Source organism: Humibacter ginsenosidimutans, from assembly GCF_007859675.1.
Taxonomy (GTDB): Bacteria; Actinomycetota; Actinomycetes; order Actinomycetales; family Microbacteriaceae; genus Humibacter; species Humibacter ginsenosidimutans.
The window spans coordinates 803,551-826,092 of record NZ_CP042305.1 but is presented as its reverse complement, the minus strand read 5'-3'; the positions used below and the strand labels follow the sequence as shown (position 1 = coordinate 826,092).

At 68.8% G+C, this 22,542-nt stretch carries 26 protein-coding genes, 2 tRNA genes, 1 pseudogene and 1 riboswitch; of the genes and pseudogenes, 18 read left to right on the top strand and 11 right to left on the bottom strand.

The annotated features are described in order from the left end of the window. Window positions 1–42 precede the first annotated feature (42 nt). The 3 genes and pseudogenes from FPZ11_RS04030 to FPZ11_RS04020 all read right to left on the bottom strand — a co-directional run bounded on the left by FPZ11_RS04030 (window position 43) and on the right by FPZ11_RS04020 (window position 3,200). Window positions 43–1,739: pseudogene (locus tag FPZ11_RS04030) on the bottom strand (long-chain-fatty-acid--CoA ligase). Window positions 1,740–1,817: 78 nt separating this feature from the next. Further along, window positions 1,818–2,387 carry a TIGR03086 family metal-binding protein gene (locus FPZ11_RS04025; protein ID WP_146318578.1) on the bottom strand — a complete coding sequence of 190 codons (570 nt, stop codon included), beginning with the start codon at window positions 2,385–2,387 and terminating at the stop codon, window positions 1,818–1,820. Window positions 2,388–2,513: 126 nt separating this feature from the next. Further along, window positions 2,514–3,200 carry an SDR family oxidoreductase gene (locus tag FPZ11_RS04020; RefSeq protein WP_146318576.1) on the bottom strand — a complete coding sequence of 229 codons (687 nt, stop codon included), beginning with the start codon at window positions 3,198–3,200 and terminating at the stop codon, window positions 2,514–2,516. 90 nt (window positions 3,201–3,290) lie between these two features. Here FPZ11_RS04020 and FPZ11_RS04015 point away from each other — a divergent pair, with 90 nt between their 5' ends. Genes FPZ11_RS04015 through FPZ11_RS04005 form a run of 3 tightly spaced genes read left to right on the top strand, consistent with a single transcriptional unit; the run spans window position 3,291 to window position 4,661 of the window. After that, the gene (locus tag FPZ11_RS04015; protein ID WP_146318574.1) at window positions 3,291–3,614 is read left to right on the top strand and encodes a hypothetical protein; all 324 of its coding nucleotides are present in this window, start codon (window positions 3,291–3,293) and stop codon (window positions 3,612–3,614) included. Then, complete coding sequence (locus FPZ11_RS04010; RefSeq protein ID WP_146318572.1) at window positions 3,611–3,988, top strand: gamma-glutamylcyclotransferase family protein; 378 nt, start codon at window positions 3,611–3,613, stop codon at window positions 3,986–3,988. Before FPZ11_RS04015 ends, FPZ11_RS04010 begins: the two co-directional genes overlap by 4 nt. 10 nt (window positions 3,989–3,998) lie before the next feature. Next, on the top strand, window positions 3,999–4,661 hold the full coding sequence (locus FPZ11_RS04005; protein ID WP_146318570.1) for a hypothetical protein: 663 nt from the start codon (window positions 3,999–4,001) through the stop codon (window positions 4,659–4,661). A 151-nt stretch (window positions 4,662–4,812) separates the two neighbouring features. On the opposite strand, the gene FPZ11_RS04000 is transcribed toward FPZ11_RS04005, so the two are convergent. Continuing rightward, entirely contained in the window at window positions 4,813–5,817 is a 1,005-nt protein-coding gene (locus FPZ11_RS04000; protein WP_146318568.1) for an aldo/keto reductase family protein, read from the bottom strand. 93 nt (window positions 5,818–5,910) lie between these two features. Between FPZ11_RS04000 and dinB the strand changes: the two genes are divergently transcribed. The 7 genes from dinB to FPZ11_RS03965 all read left to right on the top strand — a co-directional run bounded on the left by dinB (window position 5,911) and on the right by FPZ11_RS03965 (window position 12,025). Continuing rightward, on the top strand, window positions 5,911–7,257 hold the full coding sequence (gene dinB, locus FPZ11_RS03995; RefSeq protein WP_146318566.1) for a DNA polymerase IV: 1,347 nt from the start codon (window positions 5,911–5,913) through the stop codon (window positions 7,255–7,257). Window positions 7,258–7,266: 9 nt separating this feature from the next. Continuing rightward, entirely contained in the window at window positions 7,267–7,614 is a 348-nt protein-coding gene (locus tag FPZ11_RS03990) for a hypothetical protein (RefSeq protein ID WP_246846517.1), read from the top strand. 250 nt (window positions 7,615–7,864) lie between these two features. Beyond that, window positions 7,865–7,975: riboswitch (TPP riboswitch) on the top strand. A gap of 9 nt (window positions 7,976–7,984) precedes the next feature. Continuing rightward, on the top strand, window positions 7,985–8,734 hold the full coding sequence (locus FPZ11_RS03985; RefSeq protein ID WP_246846516.1) for an ECF transporter S component: 750 nt from the start codon (window positions 7,985–7,987) through the stop codon (window positions 8,732–8,734). Beyond that, complete coding sequence (locus tag FPZ11_RS03980; protein WP_146318564.1) at window positions 8,735–10,279, top strand: ABC transporter ATP-binding protein; 1,545 nt, start codon at window positions 8,735–8,737, stop codon at window positions 10,277–10,279. Beyond that, entirely contained in the window at window positions 10,276–11,073 is a 798-nt protein-coding gene (locus FPZ11_RS03975; protein WP_146318562.1) for an energy-coupling factor transporter transmembrane component T family protein, read from the top strand. Before FPZ11_RS03980 ends, FPZ11_RS03975 begins: the two co-directional genes overlap by 4 nt. Next, on the top strand, window positions 11,063–11,683 hold the full coding sequence (locus FPZ11_RS03970; RefSeq protein ID WP_246846515.1) for a nucleoside/nucleotide kinase family protein: 621 nt from the start codon (window positions 11,063–11,065) through the stop codon (window positions 11,681–11,683). The genes FPZ11_RS03975 and FPZ11_RS03970 overlap by 11 nt, the downstream gene beginning before the upstream one ends. Window positions 11,684–11,764: 81 nt before the next feature. Further along, window positions 11,765–12,025, top strand: coding sequence for a hypothetical protein (locus tag FPZ11_RS03965; protein WP_146318560.1), 261 nt, complete (start codon window positions 11,765–11,767; stop codon window positions 12,023–12,025). Between the two features lie 19 nt (window positions 12,026–12,044). On the opposite strand, the gene FPZ11_RS03960 is transcribed toward FPZ11_RS03965, so the two are convergent. From FPZ11_RS03960 to orn, 3 genes are all read right to left on the bottom strand, one after another. Further along, complete coding sequence (locus FPZ11_RS03960; protein ID WP_146322680.1) at window positions 12,045–12,392, bottom strand: metallopeptidase family protein; 348 nt, start codon at window positions 12,390–12,392, stop codon at window positions 12,045–12,047. A gap of 282 nt (window positions 12,393–12,674) precedes the next feature. Beyond that, a tRNA-His gene (locus tag FPZ11_RS03955) sits at window positions 12,675–12,750 on the bottom strand. 51 nt (window positions 12,751–12,801) lie between these two features. Next, window positions 12,802–13,428 carry an oligoribonuclease gene (gene orn / locus FPZ11_RS03950; protein ID WP_146318558.1) on the bottom strand — a complete coding sequence of 209 codons (627 nt, stop codon included), beginning with the start codon at window positions 13,426–13,428 and terminating at the stop codon, window positions 12,802–12,804. A 79-nt stretch (window positions 13,429–13,507) separates the two neighbouring features. Here orn and FPZ11_RS03945 point away from each other — a divergent pair, with 79 nt between their 5' ends. From FPZ11_RS03945 to nadE, 4 genes are all read left to right on the top strand, one after another. Further along, window positions 13,508–13,768, top strand: a complete 261-nt coding sequence (locus FPZ11_RS03945) for a thioredoxin domain-containing protein (protein ID WP_146318556.1) — start codon at window positions 13,508–13,510, stop codon at window positions 13,766–13,768. A gap of 29 nt (window positions 13,769–13,797) precedes the next feature. Beyond that, window positions 13,798–13,870 (top strand) — tRNA-Arg (locus FPZ11_RS03940). Window positions 13,871–13,921: 51 nt separating this feature from the next. Next, a complete protein-coding gene (locus tag FPZ11_RS03935) occupies window positions 13,922–14,560 on the top strand; it encodes a hypothetical protein (RefSeq protein ID WP_146318554.1) in 639 nt (212 codons plus the stop codon). Window positions 14,561–14,609: 49 nt separating this feature from the next. Continuing rightward, window positions 14,610–15,440 (top strand): NAD(+) synthase, encoded by an 831-nt coding sequence (gene nadE, locus FPZ11_RS03930; protein WP_146318552.1) that lies wholly within the window; start codon window positions 14,610–14,612, stop codon window positions 15,438–15,440. Window positions 15,441–15,531: 91 nt separating this feature from the next. Here nadE and FPZ11_RS03925 read toward each other — a convergent pair whose 3' ends face one another. Further along, window positions 15,532–16,275, bottom strand: a complete 744-nt coding sequence (locus FPZ11_RS03925) for a hypothetical protein (protein ID WP_146318550.1) — start codon at window positions 16,273–16,275, stop codon at window positions 15,532–15,534. Between the two features lie 101 nt (window positions 16,276–16,376). Beyond that, window positions 16,377–17,384 carry an aldo/keto reductase gene (locus tag FPZ11_RS03920; protein WP_146318548.1) on the bottom strand — a complete coding sequence of 336 codons (1,008 nt, stop codon included), beginning with the start codon at window positions 17,382–17,384 and terminating at the stop codon, window positions 16,377–16,379. A 247-nt stretch (window positions 17,385–17,631) separates the two neighbouring features. On the opposite strand from FPZ11_RS03920, the gene FPZ11_RS03915 reads away from it, so the two are divergent. From FPZ11_RS03915 to FPZ11_RS03900, 4 genes are all read left to right on the top strand, one after another. Further along, window positions 17,632–18,264 carry a single-stranded DNA-binding protein gene (locus FPZ11_RS03915; RefSeq protein ID WP_146318546.1) on the top strand — a complete coding sequence of 211 codons (633 nt, stop codon included), beginning with the start codon at window positions 17,632–17,634 and terminating at the stop codon, window positions 18,262–18,264. A 103-nt stretch (window positions 18,265–18,367) separates the two neighbouring features. After that, window positions 18,368–18,874 carry a DUF6993 domain-containing protein gene (locus FPZ11_RS03910; protein ID WP_146318544.1) on the top strand — a complete coding sequence of 169 codons (507 nt, stop codon included), beginning with the start codon at window positions 18,368–18,370 and terminating at the stop codon, window positions 18,872–18,874. A gap of 54 nt (window positions 18,875–18,928) precedes the next feature. Continuing rightward, window positions 18,929–20,611 (top strand): energy-dependent translational throttle protein EttA, encoded by a 1,683-nt coding sequence (gene ettA, locus FPZ11_RS03905; RefSeq protein WP_146318542.1) that lies wholly within the window; start codon window positions 18,929–18,931, stop codon window positions 20,609–20,611. 5 nt (window positions 20,612–20,616) lie between these two features. Then, the gene (locus FPZ11_RS03900; RefSeq protein WP_146318540.1) at window positions 20,617–21,099 is read left to right on the top strand and encodes an acyl-CoA thioesterase; all 483 of its coding nucleotides are present in this window, start codon (window positions 20,617–20,619) and stop codon (window positions 21,097–21,099) included. 5 nt (window positions 21,100–21,104) lie between these two features. On the opposite strand, the gene FPZ11_RS03895 is transcribed toward FPZ11_RS03900, so the two are convergent. Together FPZ11_RS03895 and FPZ11_RS03890 are read right to left on the bottom strand one after the other, a co-directional pair. Continuing rightward, entirely contained in the window at window positions 21,105–21,530 is a 426-nt protein-coding gene (locus tag FPZ11_RS03895) for a QcrA and Rieske domain-containing protein (protein WP_246846514.1), read from the bottom strand. Window positions 21,531–21,578: 48 nt separating this feature from the next. Then, window positions 21,579–22,457, bottom strand: a complete 879-nt coding sequence (locus FPZ11_RS03890) for an acyl-CoA thioesterase (protein ID WP_146318538.1) — start codon at window positions 22,455–22,457, stop codon at window positions 21,579–21,581. Window positions 22,458–22,542: the final 85 nt, after the last annotated feature.

Genomic DNA, 22,542 nt, shown 5'->3' with positions numbered 1-22,542 from the left:
CGGCGTGCCGCGCTCCCGCCGCCGGCGTGCCGCCGCGCGGCCTCAGCCCTTCTCGCCCTGTGCGGAGAGCTGTTCGACCACCTGGCGTCGCAACACCTTGCCGACGATCGAGCGCGGCAACTCCTCCACCTCGAAGACCCTGCGCGGCACTTTGTACGGAGTCATCGTCGACCGGCAGAAGGCGCGGATCGCGTCCTCGTCGAAGGGCACGCCCGGCTTCATGATCACGGCCGCGACAACGTCCTCGCCGCCCCTGGCCTGGGGAGGCCGACGACCGAGACGTCCGCGATGCCGTCGTAGGCACGCAGCTCGTCCTCGACCTCGGTAGGGGAGACGTTGAACCCGCCCGTGATGATGAGTTCCTTGATGCGGTCGACGATGCGCACGAAGCCCTGGTCGTCCATCGTGACGATGTCACCGGTGCGGAGCCAGCCGTCGGCATCCAGCACCTTCGCCGTCTCCTCCGGCTTGCGCCAGTAGCCGCCGAACACCTGGGGGCCGCGAGCCTGGAGCTCTCCCGCCTCGCCGTGCGCCAGCGCGCGGTCGGGCTCGTCAGGGTCGACGACGCGCAGCTCGGTGCTGGGCAGCGCCAGCCCGACGGTGCCCGCCTTGCGGGTGGTGCCGACGGGGTTGGCCATCAGCACGGGGGACGCCTCGCTGAGCCCGTAGCCCTCGACGAGGTAGCCGCCCGTCTCCTTCTCCCAGAGGTCGACGATGGTCTGCGGAAGGCTCATAGCACCGGAGATCGCGATCTCGATGCCGGCCAGCGACACGTTCTTCGCAGTGGCGGCCTTCACGAGACGTTCGTAGATCGGCGGCACGGCGGGCAGGAAGGTCGGCGGGCGCTTCTTCACGACGTTCAGCACCATGTCGGGGTCGAACGACGGGAAGAGCACGAGCCGCGCTCCCATGCTCATCGCGAAGGTGAGGCAGAGCGTCAGCCCGTACGCATGGAACAGGGGCAGCACCGCGTAGACCACGGATGTCCCGCGCGGCACCGCGGGCACCCAGGCGCGCGCCTGCGCCGCGTTCGCGACCAGGTTGGAGTGGCTGAGCATGACGCCCTTTGGCGTTCCGGTCGTGCCGCTCGTGTACTGGATGAGCGCGAGGTCGTCCACCTCGGGCCGGGGCACGGATGCGTCGATCGGCTCCGCTCGCAGCAGCGTGTCCCAGCTCACGGCGCCCTTCACCTTCGTGGTGAGCTGTGCCCGTGATGCGCGTGCCGACTTCACCGGCAGCCGCAGCGCGATGCGCAGCCTGGCGGGCATGGCATCCACGATGTCGACGGCGATGATGGTCTTCAGCCCGACGTCGTCGGGCATCTCCTGCAGTGTGGAGACCACCTTGGTCCAGGCGATCGCGACGGTCGCGCCGTGGTCTTCGAACTGATGTCGCATCTCGCGGGGCGTGTACAGGGGATTGTGTTCAACGATGACGGCGCCCAGCCGCAGAGCCGCGTAGAAGGCGATCACGTGCTGCGGGCAGTTCGGCAGCACGATCGCGACGCGGTCGCCCGGCTTGACGCCCAGTGCCGCAAGGCCGCCCGCGACGTGATCGATGGCGTCGCCGAGCTGTCGGTAGGTGGTCGTCGCACCGAAGAACTCCAGCGCGACATGGCCGCCGTAGGTGGCGACGGAGTCCTCGATGAGATGAGGGAGCGACGCGGTGGGCGGATCGATGTCGGCGGGCACGCCCTCCGCGTAGCTGGACAGCCAGGGGCGTTCCTCCGCGATGCTCATGCCTCAAGCCTAGGGACTCGTCGGACGATTCGTCCGCACGCCCGTGAGCTGCGCATCCTCGCCCGACGGGAGCTGTTGTCAGGCTGCCACGCGGTCGTCTCGACCGGTGAGCGCGAGCAGCCTCGACTGCAGCGGCGCGTCGTCGGACAAGGGCACGGGCGAGGCGAAGAGTCCGCTCGCCTGCAGCGTCTCCTTCTGCGGCGCGAAGACCGTCCATGCCGCCTCGACGAGGCCGTCACCGAGCTCTTCGTCCCCGCCGATGGCGCGAGCGAGATCCCACGTGTGCACGATCACGTCGGACGCCTGTTCACGCAGGTACGCGCTTGCCGGCACGTTGTCGTACGACAGGTTGACCATCGTCTGCGGGTCGACGGATGCCCAGGCAAGGGTCGCCGCAGCCGAGTACCGCCGCCATTCTGCCGGCAGGTCGTCTCCGAGCGGCAGGAGCCTCGAGCGCGCCTCGCCCACGGTGCGACCGTCGAGCAGAAGCGGGACCCACTGCTGTTCCTCGATGACGTGGCGCACCAGGGCGGAGACGTCCCATTCGTCGTCGGGCGTCGGCGCGCTCCAGTCGGTGACCTGGGCGAGACGCTCGCCGAATGCAGCGTGCGCTCTGTGCTGCACCTCGAGCCAGTCGGCGAAAGACATAGGGCGGGCCTCTCCGTTGTCGTGTGTGTTCCAGAACCGTGGACTGTTCTCGTTCATTCCGGTGCTCGCTCGATTTCTTCTCACTGCGTCGCAGACGGTGTGCGACCTGCTCCGTGCGTCGACTGCTCAGCTCGCGGTCGGCCCGCCGTGGCCCGCCTCGGCGACGGCGCGAACCGCATCGTCGATGGGGGTGGCGCCCGACACGAACTCGAATTGGATGCCGACGGTCGCCTCATCCCGCAGCGTCGTCACGATCACGTGGGCGACGTCCTCCCGGGGAATCGACCCCCTCGCGACGCGCTCCCCGGCCTCGATCAGTCCCGTGCCGTCATCGAGCGTCAGCGCGCCGGGGCGCAGGATCGTCCAGTCGAGCCCGCTGCCGCGCAGGGCGATGTCGGCATCACGCTTCGCATCCACATAGGCGCGCCACGATTCGGTCGCGTCGTCCGCGACCTGATCGTCCACGCCCATCGCCGAGACCTGCACGAAGCGCTTGATCCCCGCGAGCTCGGCAGCGCGCTGCGATTTCACCGATCCGCCGTAGTCGACCGTGGCCTTGCGCGCGGGACCGGAGTCGGGGCCGGCGCCCGCGGCGAACACCACCGCGTCGCATCCCTCGATGGCGTGCGCGAGCTGCTCGGGCTCCGCGTGCTCGATGTCGAGCAGAACCCCCTCGCCGCCGAACCGGTAGATGTCGTCGGCGTGATCTTCACTGCGCACGACGCCGACGAAGTCATCGCCGTCGTCGTACAGCAGCCGCATCAGCTGTTGCGCGACTCTGCCATGTGCCCCGATGATCGCCACCCGTGTCATGTTCTCCATCATGCTCGCCTGACGGAGGGCGCCCAACCCTTCGTGTCGCGGCGGGACGGCGCAGCGCGCCGCGGTGGAACAATGGCAGTCGTGTGGCGACGACGGGACAAGCACGAGGCGGCCGAGCGCGGCGACGTCTTCGGGGTGGGCGTGCAGGTGTACGTGATGGATGACGATGGCCAGGGCGACAAGGGCTGGGTCGGCGACCCGACCGGCGTGATCGTGGCGAGCGCATCCACTCTCGCGAACGGCGCGTTCGAGGTGCAGCGGCTCTCCGGCCGGGTCTGGACCGTCGCCTTCGACGAGCCGCAGTACCGTGCCGACGGCACGGGGCCCGTCGAGCGGGCGAACGTGCCCGAATACCTGCTGGTCACCGCGCCCGCGGCGTCGCTGGACGACGGAGCGGCCTCGTGACCCATCTGCTGTTCTCCTACGGCACCCTCCGTCTCGAGGGCGTGCAGAGGGCCACCTTCGGCCGGAGGATGCCGATGCGCGCCGCCACCCTGACGGGCTACGTTCTCGACACGGTCGCCATCACGGACCCGCACGTGGTGGCCGTGAGCGGCAGCGCTGAGCATCCCTTCGCCCGCGAGACCGGCGACCCGCGTGACATGGTCGACGGAGCGGTGCTCGAGCTGACCGACGACGATCTCCTCGCAGCAGACGACTACGAGGTGGAGGACTACACGCGCGTCGCCGTCACCCTCGCGTCAGGAGAGACGGCGTGGCTCTACGTCGACGCGGCGAGCATCGTGGCGAACGGCTCTTCGGCGGGCGCCGAATCCTAGGATTGTTGCCATGCTCATCGAGGGCACTCTTCGATGGCGGGTCACAGAGGACTGTCCGTGGGACCTGCTGATGGCGCTGTGCCTGCGCGATCTCGCCGGTCTGGAGGGCGTCGGCGAGCCGCCGCTGCCCGCCGTCGTGCCCGCGGTCCAGCACCAGCCGGCGGCCGAGAGGATGCTCGCCATCGCTCCGCCCCGCCCGTGGGGGGACCACGCGCGCGAGACCGCCCATCCCACGCAGCCGACGCTCGCCGACGAGTGGGTCGGCTGGTGGCGCCGCGCGGTCGTGGACATGAACTCCGTCGCCTCCTGGAGCACCTCGTTCGTGCCGCCGCACTTCGCGGCGTTCGACCGTGAGCTCGCGCTGCAGGATCTGGTGATCGAGCGTTTCGCGGATGCCGTCGCATGGTCGAATGCGCGCAGAGCGGAGTATCTCGCCGACGATCTGCGGCATCGTGCGGAGTACTCGGCCGACATCGTCGACACTGTGCGGCAGCACGAGCACGAACTGCATCGTCAGACGGGTTCGTTCCGGCTCGACATCGAGGCGCTTCCCCTCGCGGAGAAGGGTGCATGGGTGGTCGGGCCCGACACCGTGGTCGTCAGCTGGAGCCTGCGAGACGATCACGAGGCGTTCCGCGCCTGGTTCACCCCCATCGTCGCGGCCCTGGTGTGACCCGGAGTTCCATTTCGTGGGTTGAGGAGCACGCCGCAGGCGTGCGTCTCCCCGTGGGTTGAGGAGCACGCCGCAGGTGCGCGTCTCGAAACCCGCTCCTCAAGGTGCGTCAACCTCGGTGGCGCGCCCCTCAACCGATCGTCTGCGTCGGCTAGGCGACGCGCGTCGCCGGCGACTTCGTGAGCGACGGGTCGGTCTTCGCGACCGGCAGGATGACCTCATCGATGCGCTTGAGTGCCTCGGCGTCGAGCGTCACGCCGGCAGCCTGCGCGTTCGAGGCGACCTGCTCGGGGCGAGAAGCACCCACGATGGCACCGGCCACGTTCGGGTTCTGCAACACCCACGCCACGGCGAGCTGGGCGAGCGTGAGGCCCGCCTCGTCGGCGATCGGCTGGAGCCTCTGCACGGCGCCGAGCACGTCGTCGGTCAAGAAGTCCTTGATCGCGCCCGCGCCGCCCTTCTCGTCGGTGGCCCGGCTGCCGGCGGGCAGTTCTGCCCCCGGCTTGTACTTGCCGGTGAGAACGCCCTGGGCGACCGGCGACCAGACGATCTGGGAGATGCCGAGTTCCTCGGATGTCGGCACGACCTCGGCCTCGATCACGCGCCACAGCATCGAGTATTGCGGCTGGTTGGAGATGAGCTGGAAGCCGAGCTCCTTCGACAGCGCGTGCGCGTCGCGCAGCTGCTGCGCGTTCCACTCGCTCACCCCGATGTAGAGCGCCTTGCCCGCGCGCACGATGTCGGCGAACGCCTGCATCGTCTCCTCGAGCGGGGTCTCGCTGTCGTAGCGGTGCGCCTGGTACAGATCGACGTAGTCGGTGCCGAGACGCTCGAGCGAGCCATCGATCGACTCCATGATGTGCTTGCGGCTGAGACCGGTGTCGTTGTGGCCGCGCGGCCCGGTCGGCCAGTACACCTTCGTGAAGATCTCCAGCGACTGACGGCGCTGACCCTTCAGCGCGTCGCCGAGCACCTTCTCCGCTGCGGTGTTCGCGTAGGCGTCCGCGGTGTCGAAGGTGGTGATGCCGGCGTCGAGGGCGGCGTGCACGGATGCCGTGGCCACCTCGTTCTCCACCTGCGATCCGTGAGTGAGCCAGTTGCCGTAGATGATCTCGGAGATCTTGAGTCCGCTGTTGCCGAGGTATCGAAATTGCATGGTTTCAACGTTATCGGCCGTGCCCCGGCAGCACGGCCCGCGTGCGACCGGTGACGGCGACGCAGTGTCGCCGGTCGATGCGAGACTGAAGCCGTGGGACGCGGTGACGGAAGGGACAGACGGGTCACCGTCGGCCCTGTCGACGACGCCGGCGCCACGAAGCTCCACGTCGACATGGATGCCTTCTACGCGTCCGTCGAACTGCTCGATCATCCGGAGCTGGTCGGCCTTCCTGCCATCGTGGGCCACGCATCAGGGCGCGCCGTGGTCTCCAGCGCCACCTACGAGGCGCGGCGGGCGGGCGTGCGCAGCGCGATGCCCGTCGCCCAGGCGCTGCGCCTGTGCCCGTCCGCGGTCGTGCTCGAGCCGCACTTCGACAAGTACGCGCACTATTCGAAGCTCGTGGTGGGCATCCTCGGCGATGTCACGCCGCTGGTGGAGCAGGTCAGCATCGACGAGGCGTTCCTCGACGTGGCGGGCGCCGTGCGACTGCTGGGGTCGCCGGCGCGAATCGGAGCAGGCATCCGGCGTCGGGTTTTCGATGCGACCGGGCTCACGTGCTCCGTCGGAGCAGCGGGCACCAAGTTCATGGCGAAGCTCGCCTCCACCATGGCCAAGCCGGATGGGATGCTCGTGATCCCCGTCGCCGAGACGCTCGAATTTCTGCACCCACTGCCGATCGGCGCGCTGTGGGGCGTCGGTCCGTCGACTCAGGAGACCCTGCACCGCTACGGTCTTCGCACCGTCGGAGACGTGGCATCCACCCCGCTCGACGTGCTCCGCGGCTGGGTGGGCGACGTGTCGGGTGTTCGGCTGCACGAGCTGGCCAACGGCATCGACCCGCGCACCGTGCAGCCCGAATCCCGCGAGAAGAGCATCGGACACGAGCAGACCTTCGAACACGACGTCACCGACCGGGCGGTAGCGCGGCGCGAACTCCTTCGCCTCGCCACGCAGGTCGGAGCGAGACTGCGTTCGCATTCGCTCGTGGCACGCACGGTGTCGCTCAAGCTGCGGTTCGCGGACTTCCGCACCATCACTCGATCGCGCACGCTCGCCGAGCCCACGAACGTGGGCAAGCGCATCTTCGCCGAGGCCGTCGAGCTGCTGGATGCCGCGCTGCAGCCCGGCGACGCGGTTCGGCTCCTCGGCGTGCGCGGCGAGAACCTGCTGGCCGACGGCGCGGGCGCGCCTCTGCTGTGGGATCCCGACGAAGACTGGCGCGATGCGGAGCAGGCGGTCGACAGGGTGGCGGCACGGTTCGGCGCGGGCACGATCACGTCCGCGGCGCTGGTCGGCACGAGGCCGCGCAGCGTCGGTGACACGGCGAATGCCGGCGTGCTCAGGGAACGGGAGGAAGGTCGCTCGGGAAGGCGCGACTCCGCGGCCGATCCGCGACCCGGCGATCGGACCCGTGACCAGGGGCCGTCCCGCGGGTAGCGTGGGGTCATGGCTGACTTCGTGCTCAAGCTCGCAGAAAACGTCAAAGCCACCGCAGGCGTGCACACGGCTTACGGCGACCCCATCACGATCGACGACGTCACCGTCATCCCGGTGGCGCTTGCCTGGTTCGGCTTCGGCGGAGGAGAAGGCGATCAGGGTTCCATCGAGGGTTCCGGCGGCGGTGGCGGAGGCGCCAGCGTGCCGATCGGTGCTTACTACAAAGACAAGACCGGGGTGCGCTTCGATCCGAACCCGATCGCCTTGCTTGCCGTGGCCATCCCGTTCGTGTGGGCTGTCACCGCCGGGGTCGCGCTCGTGTTCAGGAGTCTGCGCGGCCGCCGCCGTCGGCGCTGAGCTCTCGCCCTGCGTTCTGTTCGGCCCGTGCCCGCTCCGCCGCGGCACGGGCCGCTCGCGCGCGCGGCCTGAGCCCGGCGCTCCTGCACGAGTCGCTCGAATTTGCGCTGACGCATGATCATCAGGCGCAGAAGAACGACGAACGCGAGTGCGACGGCGAACAGCACCCACATGATGACCATCGCCGCCTCCTCGAGCAGTGCAGAACCTTCGCGTGACGGCGCGGGCCGCACCGGGCTGACTATACTCGATGGTCGAACACGGGAGTCCGGTGAGCCGGGCTGAGAGGAAGGTTCTCCAACCTTCGACCGTCGAACCTGATCTGGATCATGCCAGCGCAGGGAGGCCATCTCTTGGAGGGGTCCGCATCGTGCGGAGCCTCCACCCGTGCCCACGTTTCATCAGAACGAAAGGGCACGCACAGTGCACGCAACCATCGCCGCCACGGCGGCACGTTCCCCCTCGCGTCTATCGCTGGCGCGTCGTCGACATCATCGTCGCGGCCGTCGTCGGCGTCGCCTCAGGGGTCATCTTCTGGGCATGGGGCCTGGCCTGGACTCCGCTCTCGGCGGCGTTGACCTTCCTCGGCCCCGGAGCGGCCGGCCTGCTCGCCGGCGGCTGGCTCTTCGCGGGGGTGCTCGGCGGACTGATCGTACGCAAGCCGGGCGCCGCGCTCTTCACCGAGATCGTCGCGGGCGTCGTCGAGATGCTGATCGGCAACGCGTGGGGCTTCACCGACTTCATCTGGGCAGCCGTGGAAGGATTGGGGGCGGAGATCGCGTTCGCGATCCTGCTCTACCGGGTGTGGAACGTGTGGGGAGCACTGTTCGCGGGCGCTTTGGCAGGCGCGAGCACGGGCATCCTCGACACGACGTTCACCTCGCTCGCCGCCTTGAACGCCGCCCAGAAGTGGCTCTACTTCGGCACGGCCGTGCTCTCCGGCGTCGTCATCGCCGGGCTCCTGGGCTGGCTCGCCGTCCGGGGGCTCGCGGCCACGGGCGCTCTGAACAGGTTCCAGGCGGGACGCAGGGTGCGCGTCGTCGACGACGGGCCGGAGGATGCGCCGCGTCACGTCGACGGAGCGCCCACGGCGGGCGGGCGCTCCGGGAGCGCCGCCTAGATGACCCGCGACGATGTCGCCGGCCCCGGTGCCAGGGTCACGGCCCGCAGTTGGGGATGGCGGCACGCCGGCCGCTCACGGTGGGCGGTGCGCGAGCTCGACCTGGACATCGAGCCGGGCGAGCGCGTGCTTCTGCTCGGAGCGAGCGGTGCAGGCAAGTCCACGTTGCTGCACGCGCTGGCCGGCGTGCTGGGCGGCGATGACGAGGGCGAGTCCGTCGGAACGCTCACCGTCGACGGCAAGGCGCCGAGCGCCACACGTGGACGCTCAGGGCTCGTGCTGCAGGATCCCGATGCGCAGACGGTCATGGCGCGGGTCGGCGACGATGTCGCCTTCGGGTGCGAGAACCTCGGCGTTCCGCGGGAGCAGATCTGGCCCAGGGTCAGGGCAGCGCTCGAAGCGGTCGGACTCGATCTGCCGCTCGACACTCCGACCTCCGCGCTGTCCGGCGGCCAGAAGCAGCGTCTCGCCCTGGCGGGGGCGCTCGCCATGCGTCCGGGGCTCCTCCTGCTCGACGAGCCGACCGCCAACCTCGACCCGATCGGCGTCGCCGAGGTGCGGGATGCCGTCGCGGCGCTCGCCCAGGAGAGCTCGGCGACGGTGGTCATCGTCGAACACCGCGTGCAGGTGTGGGCCGGTGTCGTCGACCGCGTGATCGTGCTCGACTCCCGGGGCGGCATCCTGGCCCAGGGGGAGCCGGAGAAGGTGCTGCGGAGCGAAGCCGCCGCTCTCGAGGCGGCGGGCATCTGGCTGCCGGGCACGACGTTCGACCGCACGCGGGCGCCCGCCGTGCAGGGGAATCCGCTGCTGCTGGGGCGATCGCTCGGCGTGGGACGTACCCCGTTCGGCATGCGTACGGCGCAGGTCGCGGCGACCGGCATCGACTTCACCGCGGCCAGGGGAAGCGCCCTCGCCGTGACCGGCCCGAACGGGGCGGGAAAGTCGACGTTCGCGCTCACGGCGGCCGGGCTGCTGCCTCCCGTCTCTGGCACGCTCGAGGCGACTCCGGCGTTGAGCCGTGGCAGCAGAGGCGAACCGGTGCGCTGGCGCTCACGGGAACTCGTCGGCCGCATCGGCTCGGTGTTCCAAGACCCCGAGCATCAGTTCGTCCGGGCGCGGGTGCGCGACGAGCTCGCCGTCGGCGCGCTCGTGACCGGGCTCGGCAGCAGAGAGACCGAGCGGCGGGTCGACGAGCTGCTGCAGCGGCTGCGTCTGGCCCGACTCGCCGACGCCAACCCGTTCACCCTTTCCGGCGGCGAGAAGCGTCGCCTGTCCGTGGCGACGGCTCTCGCCACAAGGCCGGACCTGCTGGTGCTCGACGAGCCCACCTTCGGTCAGGATGCCCGCACCTGGCGCGAACTCGCCGCCCTCCTCGACGAACTGCTCACCGCCGGACACGCCGTGATCGCCGTCACGCACGACGACGCGCTCGTGCGCGTGCTCGCGGACGACGTGCTCGAGCTGCGCGGGGCATCCTCGTCGGCGCGTGCCGGCCGTCGAGACGGGGACGCTGTGCTCGCCGAGAGGACGGGGACCTCCCGATGAGCATCGTTCTCACCCCCGACCTGCACTCGAGCCGCATCGCCCGCATCAACCCGGTCGCCAAGCTCGGCGCCGCGCTGCTGGTCTCCCTGACCCTGGTCTTGACGATCGACTGGGTCTCCGCAGGAGTCGCTCTGGTGCTCGAAGCCGTGCTCCTGCCCTTCGCGGGAGTGAGCGCCAGACAGTTCTGGCTGCGCACCGCCCCGATCTGGATCGCCGCCGTCGCGGCGGCGATCGCGACGGCGTTGTACGGCGCGGACAGCGGCGAGACCGTGTGGAGGCTCGGGTTCGTCACCGTGACGCAGGGCTCGCTCGCGCTGGCCGGCGCGATCGCACTCCGCGTGCTGGCGATCGGGATCCCCGGCGTCATCCTGTTCGCGACATCGGACCCCACAGAACTCGCCGACGGCCTGGCGCAGCTGGTCCGTCTCCCTGCGCGCTTCGTTCTCGGCGCGCTTGCGGCGCTTCGTCTCGTCGGGCTCTTCGTCGACGATTGGCGGGCGCTGGCGATGGCGAGGCGTGCCAGAGGCCTGGGCGATGGCCGCAACCCGATCGCCGTGCTGCGGCGCTGGGGCTCGCAGGCCTTCGCCCTGCTCGTGCTCTCGTTGCGGCGCGGCAGCAAGCTCGCCACCGCGATGGAGGCGAAGGGATTCGGCGGTGACAGCGCGCGCACCTGGGCCAGGTCGTCGCGATTCGGGGCCGCCGAGACCGCGATGGTGGCGATAGGTGCAGCGATCGCCGTCATCGCGGCGTCGTGCGCTGTAGTCGCGGGAACGTGGAGCTTCGTTGTCTCGTGAAGAGGCCGCCGAGGCGGGGGAGCGAGGTGGCGAGGTGTCGTCGAGTGCGCAGGCGGCGGCATCCGCGCGGCTCGTCGTGCGCACCGCGCTGGAGTGCTCGCCCCAGCCGATCGTGCTCGTCGACGGGCCGAGTGGCGCGGGCAAGTCCACCTTCGCCGATCTGGTGGTCGCCGCGTGGCCGCAGAGGCCGGCGCGACTCGTGCGCATGGATGACATCTACCCCGGTTGGCAGGGACTCCGGCCGGCCTCGCACCAGGTGCAGAGCGGTCTGCTGGCCCCGCTTCATGCCGGCCGCGACGGAGGGTGGCGTCGCTGGGACTGGACCGCCTCGGAGGCCGCCGAATGGCACGCGGTGGTGCCCGGGCATCCGCTGGTCGTAGAAGGGTGCGGATGCCTCACCCGCTCCACGGCGCCGCTCGCGACCCTGCGCGTCTGGCTCACCGCTGACGACGACGTTCGCAAGCGTCGAGCGCTGGCCAGGGATGCCGGCGCCTACGACGCGCACTGGGACGAATGGCAGACGCAATGGGATCGTTTCGTGCGCGAGGAGCATCCCCGTGCGCTCGCGGACATCGTGCTCGACACCACCGAGCTGTTGAGGAGCGACTGACCGGTCCTGCCATGCCTGCCGGGCCGGTGACACGAGTCGGCGGGCGGCCGATTTCGTGTCTTCGCGGGGTAATGTCGTCGCATGAGCGACGTCGCAACCGAGTACGTGGTCGAGTACGTTGACGGGCCTTTGGAGGGAACCGCGGAGCGGCGTTATCTCGTGCGCGGCGAGTACGACAAGCTGGTGAGCGCCTACGCCGCCATCGACGGCATCGAGTCGCAGTTCCAGTACAAGGCCGTCGACAGCCGCGAGGTGCAGGGCGAGCTGCACGTGCGCTACTCCTTCGACGCGTCGGACAGCGACCCGTACGAGAGTGATCCCGAAGACGACCCGTCGCGCTGAACGCTCGGCCCGGTGACGATCAGGCCCAGCCGAGTTCGTGAAGTTCCTCGTCGTCGATGCCGTAGTAGTGTGCGATCTCGTGAACGAGGGTGATGTGCACCTCGTCTCTGAGCTGCTCCTCGTCGTCGCACATCGCGAGCAGCGACTCGCGGTACAGGACGATCCGATCGGGAAGCTCGCCGAAGCCGTACCGGTCGCGGTCGGTGATGGCTGTTCCGTCGTACTCGCCGAGCAGATCGAGCGATCCATCCGCCGGCCTGTCCTCGACGACGAACGCCACGTTCTCCAGGCCGTCGACCATGTCGTCGGGAAGCGCGTCGAGTTCGTCGATCACGAGCCGCTCGAACCCGTCGGCGTCCATGCTCATCACGAGTCAAGCGTGCCATGGGAGAGGCATGAGGTGCGCTCTCGGGGTGCTCGGCGGCATGCGCCTGCGACCCCTGCGTCGGCCTCGGCCATGCGAGCGAGCTCGCGCGGCTCTCGGCTCTCCTTGGGGTGATCGGCGCTGCGCGCCTCAACCCTTGTTCGCTCGGCCCGAGAATGCCAGCATTCTCGGCCTCGCTCTCTGCGGGTGCTCGGCGGCATGCGCCTGCGACCCCTGCGTCGGCCTCGGCCATGCGAGCGAGCTCGCGCGGCTCTCGGCTCTCCTTGGGGTGAGTAACGGGGCTTGAACCCGCGACCTCCTGGACCACAACCAGGCGCTCTACCAACTGAGCTATACCCACCATGCCGCCCTCGCGGAGGGCAACCAGACGATTCTATTACACGCCGGAGGCTCAGATTGACATGCGGGGAGCCCAGCGCTCGACCACCTCGGTCGCGATCTTCTGGCACTCCTCAGACGTCAGCCCCGGCTCCGCGTTGAAGGCCGCCTTGCGGTAATAGTCGAGCTCGCGGATCGACTCGCGGATGTCCGCAAGTGCTCGATGCCCGCCGTTCTTGCCCGGCGCGTTGAAGTACACGCGAGGGAACCAGCGGCGAGCCAGCTCCTTGATGGACGACACGTCCACGTTGCGGTAGTGCAGGTGCGCGTCGAGCCGTGGCATGTACTTGGCCAAGAACATCCTGTCGGTGCCGATCGTGTTGCCGGCGAGCGGCGCCTTCTGCTCGTTCGGCACGTACTTGAGCACATACTCCATGACCTCGTACTCCGCCTCGGCCAGGCTCTTGCCGTGCGGAATCTCCTCGATCAAGCCGCTCGTGGTGTGCATGGTGCGCACGAAGTCGCCCATGTTGTCGAGCGCACTCTGATCGGGCTTGATGATGATGTCAATGCCGGGATCCACCGGCACAAGGTCGAAGTCGGTGATCACCACGGCGATCTCGACGAGTTCGTCGGTCTCCAGGTCGAGCCCGGTCATCTCGCAGTCGATCCAGACGAGGGCGTCGTTCGCAGTCGGCATGCCGTGAGTCTATCCGCGACCCCCGTCGGAGCCCGCGGATGCCGGAGTGGTGCCCGTGGGTTCGACCTAGACTCCGCATGTGGAGCTTCAGCTGTACACCTCGGCCTTCTGTGGCGCGTGCACGAGCGCGCGGTTCGTGCTGGCGGAAGCCGAACGCCTGGTTCCCGCCGCGACGGTGACCGAGTTCGACGTGGTGCGCCACGAAGACGAGGCCGTCGCGGCCGGCATCAGAAAGACGCCGACCGTCATCGTTCGCGATGAGAGCGGCGTCGAGGTGTTCCGGGCCGAAGGCGCGCCCACTCTTGCTCAGGTGCTCGTCGCGGCGGCGAAAGCCATCTGACGGTCTGCGGTAGCCTGGTAGCCGCCCTGGCCCCCGTAGCTCAGCGGATAGAGCAGGAGCCTTCTAATCTCTTGGTCGCAGGTTCGATTCCTGCCGGGGGCACTGATGGAGTGAATCGGCGCGGCAGTTGTGCGCCGGCAGGGGGTGAACGCGATGCCCGAACGCAACCGGGTCACGCCGCTGGGCGACATCGTCGCCATTCCGCTGCGCGGGGCGTGGACGGGCAATCGTGGTCGGCTCCACGACGGCCACGACATCGTCCGCTTCCACTCGGGCACGCTCTGGATCGTCTGCGGCCTCGAGTTCCGCGGTCGCTGGCAACCGCAGTGGCAGCCGCACCACTACACGTTCCTGTTCTTCCGCGATGAGGCGGTGGCTTTCGCCGCCGGCCATCGGCCGTGCGCGGAGTGCCGCCATGCGTCGTACACGGCGTATGTGGATGCCTGGGCCTCCGCCGCCGGCGCCGCACGCCCGTCGGCGAACGCGGTCAACTCTCGTCTCCATGCCGAGCGCCTGTACGCGGGCACCCACCGACGTCGTCTGCACGAGGTCGCGTGGCGCGAGGTCCCCGACGGTGCGTTCGTGCTGTCCGAGACGGCCCCGGCCCTGGTGCTCGGGGACGCGCTCGTCCCGTGGACGGCGACCGGCTATGGGGAGGCATCCGTTCGTCCCCACTCGGGCAGGGCGTTGATGATCACGCCGCCGTCGACGGCCGCGGTGCTCCGCGAGGGCTACCCGGTGCAGATCGACGCGGCTGCTCGCACAGCCGCGGGCGGGCGCGCCGCGTCGTGACCCGTCGCCCGTTTCCTGCCCGAAACATGTCGGGAATAGGGTGCAACCTATGCGAGAACTGCAGGCGGAGATCATCCGCGAACTCGACGTCAAGCCCGTGATCGACCCCGCCGCGGAGATCGAGTCCCGCGTGAGGTTCCTCGTCGAGTACGCCAGGGCGTGCAAGGCCCACGGGTTCGTGCTGGGCATCTCGGGCGGCCAGGACTCATCGCTGGCCGGCCGGCTCTGCCAGCTCGCTGTGGAACGGCTGGTCGCGGCGGGGGAGCGCGCCGAGTTCATCGCCGTGCGTCTGCCCTACGCTGTGCAGGCCGACGAAGACGACGCCCAGCTGGCCCTGCAGTTCATCGCGCCGCAGCGCACGGCCGTCTTCAACGTGCAGCCGGGCGTCGACGGAGTGTCTGCGGAGTTCACCGCTGCGGCGGGGGAGCCGATCCGCGACTTCACCAAGGGCAACGTCAAGGCGAGGATGCGCATGGTCGCCCAGTACGCACTCGCCGGTCAGAACGGCCTCCTCGTGGTCGGCACCGACCACGCCGCCGAGGCGGTGACCGGGTTCTTCACCAAGTTCGGCGACGGCGGCGTCGACCTCACTCCGCTCACCGGGCTCACGAAGAGCCAGGGCAGGCAGCTGCTCGAACACCTGGGCGCACCGGCGCGGCTCTACGAGAAGGCGCCCACCGCCGACCTGCTCGACGACACTCCCGGACAGACCGACGAGGCGAACCTCGGTATCGGCTACCGCGACATCGACGCCTATCTGGAGGGCCGCGACGTCGATGACGACATCGCGGAGGCGATCGAGGCGAAGTATCTGGGCAGCGCCCACAAGCGCCACCTGCCTGCGACTCCGTTCGACGCGTGGTGGCGCCCCGGCCGGTGACCGTGCGGTCGTCAGGTCCCTTTGCGACGAAAACACCGGGGGCCCGCTGCGCAGAGCAGCGGGCCCCCGGTTCTCGATCGCGGTCGGGCGGTCAGTCTGCTTCCAGTCCGGTGGACTTGCGTGCGGAGTACGCACCCACCGGGCCGGCGATCTCGTAGTCGTCGAGCACCTGGGTGTCGGCGATCGGCTCGGGAGCGGAGTCGGCGGATGCCGCTGCGGGCTCCGCAGCGTGCGTCACGTCGGCGGGGGCGGCGTCGGCCTCGGCGTGACGATCGTGGTGCTCGCGGGCGACCCAGGCATCCTGCTGCTGTTCGACGCCTGCGGCGTCGGAACTCGAGGTGCGCTCGAAACGCCAGCGTTGCAGGTCTTCGAGGAAGAGTCTGCGTGCGCGGCGGGGCTTGTTCTGCCACTCGACGAGCCGGTCGCGGAATTCTACGATCGCGGGCTCGAGGCTGTAGCCATAGGTCGCCGAGTTGCGCTTGAGCTCGGAGAGCTGGTGCGCCACCCAGTCGGCCGCGACGCCGGCGCCCTTGACGGGCAGCAGTCGCACGAGGATGTCGGCCTGCCCGACGGAACGGTCGGAGAGCACCTGCTCTGCCGGGGTCAGCGAGTTCCAGACGGATGCCTCGACGGCGGCATCCACGAGGGCTGCGACGGCGGCGGCCTTCTGTTCGCGTTCGGAACGCGTCAGCAGCCCCCTGATCGCACCACGTGCGATCCACGCCGACAGCAGCCCGGAGACGATGATCGAAACGAGGATGACGGCCCCGGTGAAGATCACCGGCTGCGCGTCGCTCGACGTGAACCAATCCCAGAAGTCATTCCACCACTGCATGATGCGCAGACTACGCGGCGCACGGGCGTCGGCCGGGAAGGCATGCCGAGGCCGACGGTCACGATCCGATCACCGCGACGCGTGCACGGTGCGCGAGTCGTTCAGCCGCGGCCGGTTCCGTCGACGGCGAGCGGCTCGATGGCCGCCAACACGTCGTCGTCCAACGGCGCTGCATGCACAGCGGCCACGTTCTGTTCCAGCTGGGCCACGCTCGATGCGCCGATGAGCGCGCTCGTGACCTGCCTATGACGCAACACCCACGACAGGGCGAGCTGAGCGAGCGACTGGCCGCGGGCCGCGGCGATCTCGTTCAACGCGCGAGCGCGATCGAGGTAGTCGTCCGTGATGTTCTCCGGACGCAGGAACACACTGGTGGCGGCACGCGAGTCGACCGGGATGCCGTCACCGAGATAGCGGTCGGTGAGCAGACCCTGCTGCAGCGGTGAGAACACGATCGAGCCGATGCCGAGTTCGTCCAGGGTCTCGAGCAGACCGCGCTCGACGTGGCGATTGAACATCGAATAGCTCGGCTGGTGGATGAGGAGCGGCACACCGTGCTCGGCGAGCGCCGCTGCGGCGGCTCGCGTCTGCTCCGGCGAGTAGTTCGAGACGCCGACGTAGAGCGCCTTGCCCGTGTGCACTGCGGTCGCGAGGGCACCCATGGTCTCCTCGACAGGGGTCTCGGGGTCCGGCCGGTGCGAGTAGTAGATGTCGACGTAGTCGAGCCCGAGCCGCCGCAGAGAGGCATCCAGCGACGAGAGCATGTACTTGCGCGAACCCCACTCGCCGTAGGGACCGGCGTGCATGTGGTAGCCGGCCTTGGTGGAGACGATCAACTCATCGCGGTGCGCGGCGAAGTCTTCGGCGAGGATGCGTCCCGCGTTGCGCTCGGCAGACCCTGCGGGCGGGCCGTAGTTGTTCGCGAGATCGAAGTGCGTCACCCCGAGGTCGAAGGCGCGGCGCATGATGGCGCGCTGGGTGTCGATCGGTCGCGCGTCGCCGAAGTTGTGCCAGAAGCCGAGCGACACCGCCGGCAGCAGCAGACCGCTGCAGCCCGTGCGTCGGTAGCTCATCGTGTCGTAGCGGTCCGGAGCGGCGGTGTAAGTCATGGAGCCGATGCTATTGGGGCGTCCCGGCTCCCGACGGCTTCCCGTCCACTGTCGCCCCTGTATGCGTGTTGTCCACCATTGCGCACTCCGAGCCGTGGCGGCGCTGTCGCTGGAGCGAGAGTGAGCGACGTGGCGCGTGCGTGCTCGACACGGCACGCCTGCCCCCGGCCGAGCGGGCTCCCTGCACAACGGGTCCCGGCCAGTCGTACCGCACCATCCGATTCTGAGAAGCAGAAGGAGCACCAGGATGCCCGACACCATCTTCGCCGCGGGAATCGTCGGCACACCGCCAGAGCTCGACATCGTCGGCAACGGCTTCGCCAGGCTGACGTTCCGCCTCGCGTCGATCCAGCGCAAGTACAACCGCACGACGAGCGCATGGGAGAACGGTGAGACGAACTGGTACACGGTCGTCGCGTTCCGTCGCCTCGCCGAGCACGCCAGGGACTCGATCTCCAAGTCCGACCGTGTCGTGGTCGCCGGCCGTCTGAAAGTGGCCAACTGGGAGAAGGAGGGCAAGCACGGCACAGCTGTCGAGATCGTCGCGGATGCCATCGGCCACGACCTCACCTTCGGAACCTCGCAGTTCCGCAAAGACGTGGCGCCCTCTGCCGCGGCATCGGCTCCATCGGCCGACGGCAACGCAGCGGCCGACCACGGCCAGCTCGACGAGGAGGATCAGTCTTCCACGCCGTCCGTCGACGGCGATGGCTGGGCCCTTCCCGGTGGCCCGGACGGCTCGTCCGGCGGCGCCATGGCCGACGGCGGCACTGCGGCGGAGCCGGACGCGAACGCGCACGAACGGAACGAGCGGCCTACGGGGTCGATCGGTGAGGAACAGCTTTCCGGTTTCGCGGAGCCGGTCGAGACGCCCTTCTGAGCGACGGGGGCGTCGTCATCAGGCAAGGCGAGGACTCGGCGCCCTAGACTGCACAGGCGCCACGCGACATCCAACCGGTGTGGACGCAGAGGGGAGTCGGCCCGTGGCGGGAGGCAGGGTCCGGAGTGTTCCGCGCGGCCTCGCGGGCGCGACATCCGTCGCGGTCGCTGCAGCGGCGCTGATCATGCTCACCGGGTGCACGGGATCCGACGAACAGCCGACGCCGACCACCTCTCCGACCTCGTCGCAGACCACCTCGAGCGCGGTGCCGACTGCGGCACCGACGCTCGCTCCGAAGGGCAGCGCACAAGAGAACAAGGCGTTCTTCGACTACGTCAACCAGCGAACGATCAACACGGCCAAGAACCCCACCGCCGAGCAGTTCGTCGCAGGACTCGCGGCGGCGGGGTTCGACAAGGCCGACATGCAGATGACGGCTGACCGCACCACGGTGAATCTCACACCCGGGTCGGTGCAGTTCTCCGTGCTGATCAATCACGGATGCCTCATCGGCCAGTTCGGCCAGGACATCGGCGGTTATCACAGCATGGTCGCCTCGGTGCTCAGCACGGGCAAGTGCCTGATCGGCGACACCGTCCCTGTGCACTGAGCGGCGCAGTCTGGCGGGCGAAACGGTGCGTCGGCCGCCCATAGACTGGAGCGCATGGCCGAATATATCTACTCGATGGTCCGCGCCCGAAAGGCGGTGGGCGACAAGCTCATCCTCGACGACGTCACCATGGCGTTCCTGCCGGGAGCGAAGATCGGTGTGGTCGGCCCGAACGGTGCCGGTAAGTCCACCATCCTCAAGATCATGGCAGGGCTCGATCAGCCGTCGAACGGCGAGGCGAAGCTCACGCCCGGCTTCAGCGTCGGCATCCTCATGCAGGAGCCCGAGCTCGACGAGTCGAAGACCGTGCTCGAGAACGTTCAGCAGGGTGTCGGCGAGATCAAGGCGAAGGTCGATCGGTTCAACGAGATCTCCGCTGCCATGGCCGACCCCGACGCCGACTTCGATGCGCTGCTTGCCGAGATGGGCACCCTGCAGGAGCAGATCGACGCCGCGGATGCCTGGGACCTCGACTCGCAGCTCGAGCAGGCCATGGATGCCCTGCGCTGCCCACCGTCGGACACTTCGGTCTCTGTCTTGTCAGGAGGAGAGAAGCGTCGCGTGGCGCTGTGCAAGCTGCTGTTGCAGAAGCCCGATCTGCTGCTGCTCGACGAGCCGACCAACCACCTCGACGCTGAGAGCGTGCTCTGGCTCGAGCAGCACCTGAAGCAGTACCACGGCGCCGTGCTCGCCGTCACCCACGACCGGTACTTCCTCGATCACGTGGCCGAGTGGATCGCCGAGGTCGACCGTGGTCACCTCTACCCGTACGAGGGCAACTACTCGACCTATCTCGAGAAGAAGCGCGAGCGCCTGCAGGTGCAGGGCAAGAAGGACGCGAAACTCTCCAAGCGGCTCTCCGAGGAGCTTGAGTGGGTGCGCAGCAACGCCAAGGGTCGCCAGGCGAAGTCGAAGGCACGCCTTGCGCGCTATGAGGAGATGGCCGCCGAGGCGGAGCGCACACGCAAGCTCGACTTCGAGGAGATCCAGATTCCGCCGGGGCCGCGCCTCGGCCAGGTCGTCATCGACGCGAAGAACCTGCAGAAGGGCTTCGGCGACCGCAAGCTCATCGACGGCCTGAGCTTCACGCTGCCCCGCAACGGCATCGTCGGCGTGATCGGCCCGAACGGCGTCGGAAAGACCACGCTCTTCAAGACCATCGTCGGCCTCGAGCCGCTCGACGGGGGAGAGCTGAAGGTCGGCGAGACCGTCGAGATCTCTTACGTCGACCAGAGCCGTGGCGGCATCGACCCCAACAAGACCCTGTGGGAGGTCGTCTCCGACGGACTCGACTACATCCAGGTCGGCAAGACCGAGGTACCCAGCCGCGCCTATGTCTCCACTTTCGGGTTCAAGGGGCCGGACCAGCAGAAGAAGGCCGGCGTGCTCTCGGGTGGTGAGCGCAACCGCCTCAACCTCGCGCTCACGCTGAAGCAGGGCGGCAACCTGCTGCTGCTCGACGAGCCGACCAACGACCTCGACGTCGAGACGCTCTCCAGCCTCGAGAACGCGCTGCTCGAATTCCCGGGCTGCGCGGTCGTGATCACGCACGACAGGTGGTTCCTCGACCGCATCGCCACGCACATCCTCGCCTATGAGGGAACCGACGAAGACCCCGCGAACTGGTACTGGTTCGAGGGCAACTTCGAGGCGTACGAGCAGAACAAGATCGAGCGCCTCGGGCCGGACGCCGCCAAGCCCCACCGCTCGGCGTACCGCAAGCTCACCAGGGACTGACCGCCATGCGCCTGAATGTGCCGATCAGGCTGCGCTGGGCCGACCTGGATGCGTACGGTCACGTCAACAACGCCGAGATGCTGCGCCTGCTCGAAGAGGCGCGCATCCTCGCGTTGTGGACCGCCGACGACGCCCCCGACACGGGGGAGGCGGCCGGCACGTCGACGGCGGTGCTGGACGGGCGTCCGGGAGCGGACACGCTGAGCCTCATCGCCAGGCAGGAGATCGAGTACCTGGCGCCGATCCCGTATCTGCGCCAGCCATTGGACATCCAGATCTGGGTGGGCCGGCTCGGCGGTGCGAGCCTCGAGCTCTGCTATGAGGTCTGGTCACCTGTGGCGGCGGAGCCGGCGACGCTGTACGCGAGGGCCGCGACCACGATCGTGCTCGTCGATGCCGCGACCGGTCGACCCCGTCGCATCAACGAGCGCGAGCGTGCGGCCTGGACGCCGTACAGCGAGCCGGCGATCGAGTTCCACCGACGTTAGTCGCGTCACACCGAGACCGTGACGGAATCGCCTTTCACTCGGGCGGAGAGCTTCTTCAGCGGCAGCCGTGCCGGGCCTTGGATGACGTCGCCGGTCGACTCGTTGAACCGGGAGCCGTGGCAGGGGCAGTCGAACTCGCCGTTCGTCGGCTGCACGACGCATCCCTGATGGGTGCAGATGGCGGAGAACGCGACGACGGCGCCGGCCTTCGGCTGGGCGACGAGGATCGGCTGGTCCGCGACGGTGCGCGAGACGGCGCCTCCGACGGGAATCTCCGACAGCTTCAGCGTCACGGTGGCACCGATGCCCGTCGAGCCCGACTGAGCCGTCGTGGGTGAACAGGCGGCGAGAGAGACAACGCCGGCGGCTCCGGTCGCCGCGACCAGCGCGGTGCGTCGGGTGATCTGCGTGCTGCGGTTCTCGCTGGACACGAGGCTCCTGTCTGTCGGTCTACGCCGACGAGGTGATGGTGTCGGATGTCAGGATGCGGCGCCGCCCGAGAGCCGCACCATGCCTTCCTGCGCCACATTGGCCACGAGTATCCCCTCACGGGTGTAGATGCGAGCGAGAGAGAGGCCGCGGCCACCCGTGGCGCTCGGCGACTCCTGCACGAAGAGGAGCCATTCGTCGACTCGGCTGAACCTGTGGAACCACATGGCGTGGTCGAGGCTGGCGATTTTGAGGCCCGGTGTGCCCCATGCCACCCCGTGCCTGCGCATGACGGGCTCGAGAATCGAGTAGTCGCTGGCGTAGGCGAGCGCAGCTCGGTGCAGGTCGGGATCGTCGGGCAGGCGGCCGAAGGTCTTGAACCACACGGCCTGGTGCGCCACGTGCTCGCCTTCCACGGTGAAGTAGATCGGCGAGGGAATGTGCCGCAGATCGAAGGGACGTTCCTCGCGCCAGTACTTGCCGACGGGATGCTCGAACCCGGCGAGCAGCTCGGTGTCGCTTCTGAGCTCTTCCGGGGCGGGAACATCGGCCGGCATCTCCACCTGATGATCGAGGCCGTCGCCGGGGTCTTGGAACGAGGCGATCATCGACAGGATCGGCAGTCCGTTCTGGTAGGCCTGCGTGCGCCGCGTCGAGAAGGAGCGGCCGTCGTGGATGCGGTCGACCGAGAACGTGATCTGCTGGTTCACGTCGCCTGGCCGCAAGAAGTATCCGTGCATGGAGTGCACGGCACGCCCCTCTGGCGTTGTGCGCATCGCCGCGACGAGCGACTGCGCGAACACCTGGCCGCCGAAGACGCGACCGTGCGGCATCCACTGGCTCGGACCCGTGAAGATGTCTTCATCGGTGCGTGCACCGGTGTCGCTGAGGTCGAGGGCGGTGAGCAGGCCGTCAAGGGGAGTGGTCATCGTGCCTCTCGGTTCGCGTCGTCGTGAGGCCGCATCGAGCGCGACCCGGCCGAACGAGCGGCCGCATTCCGTTAGTTTAGACAGC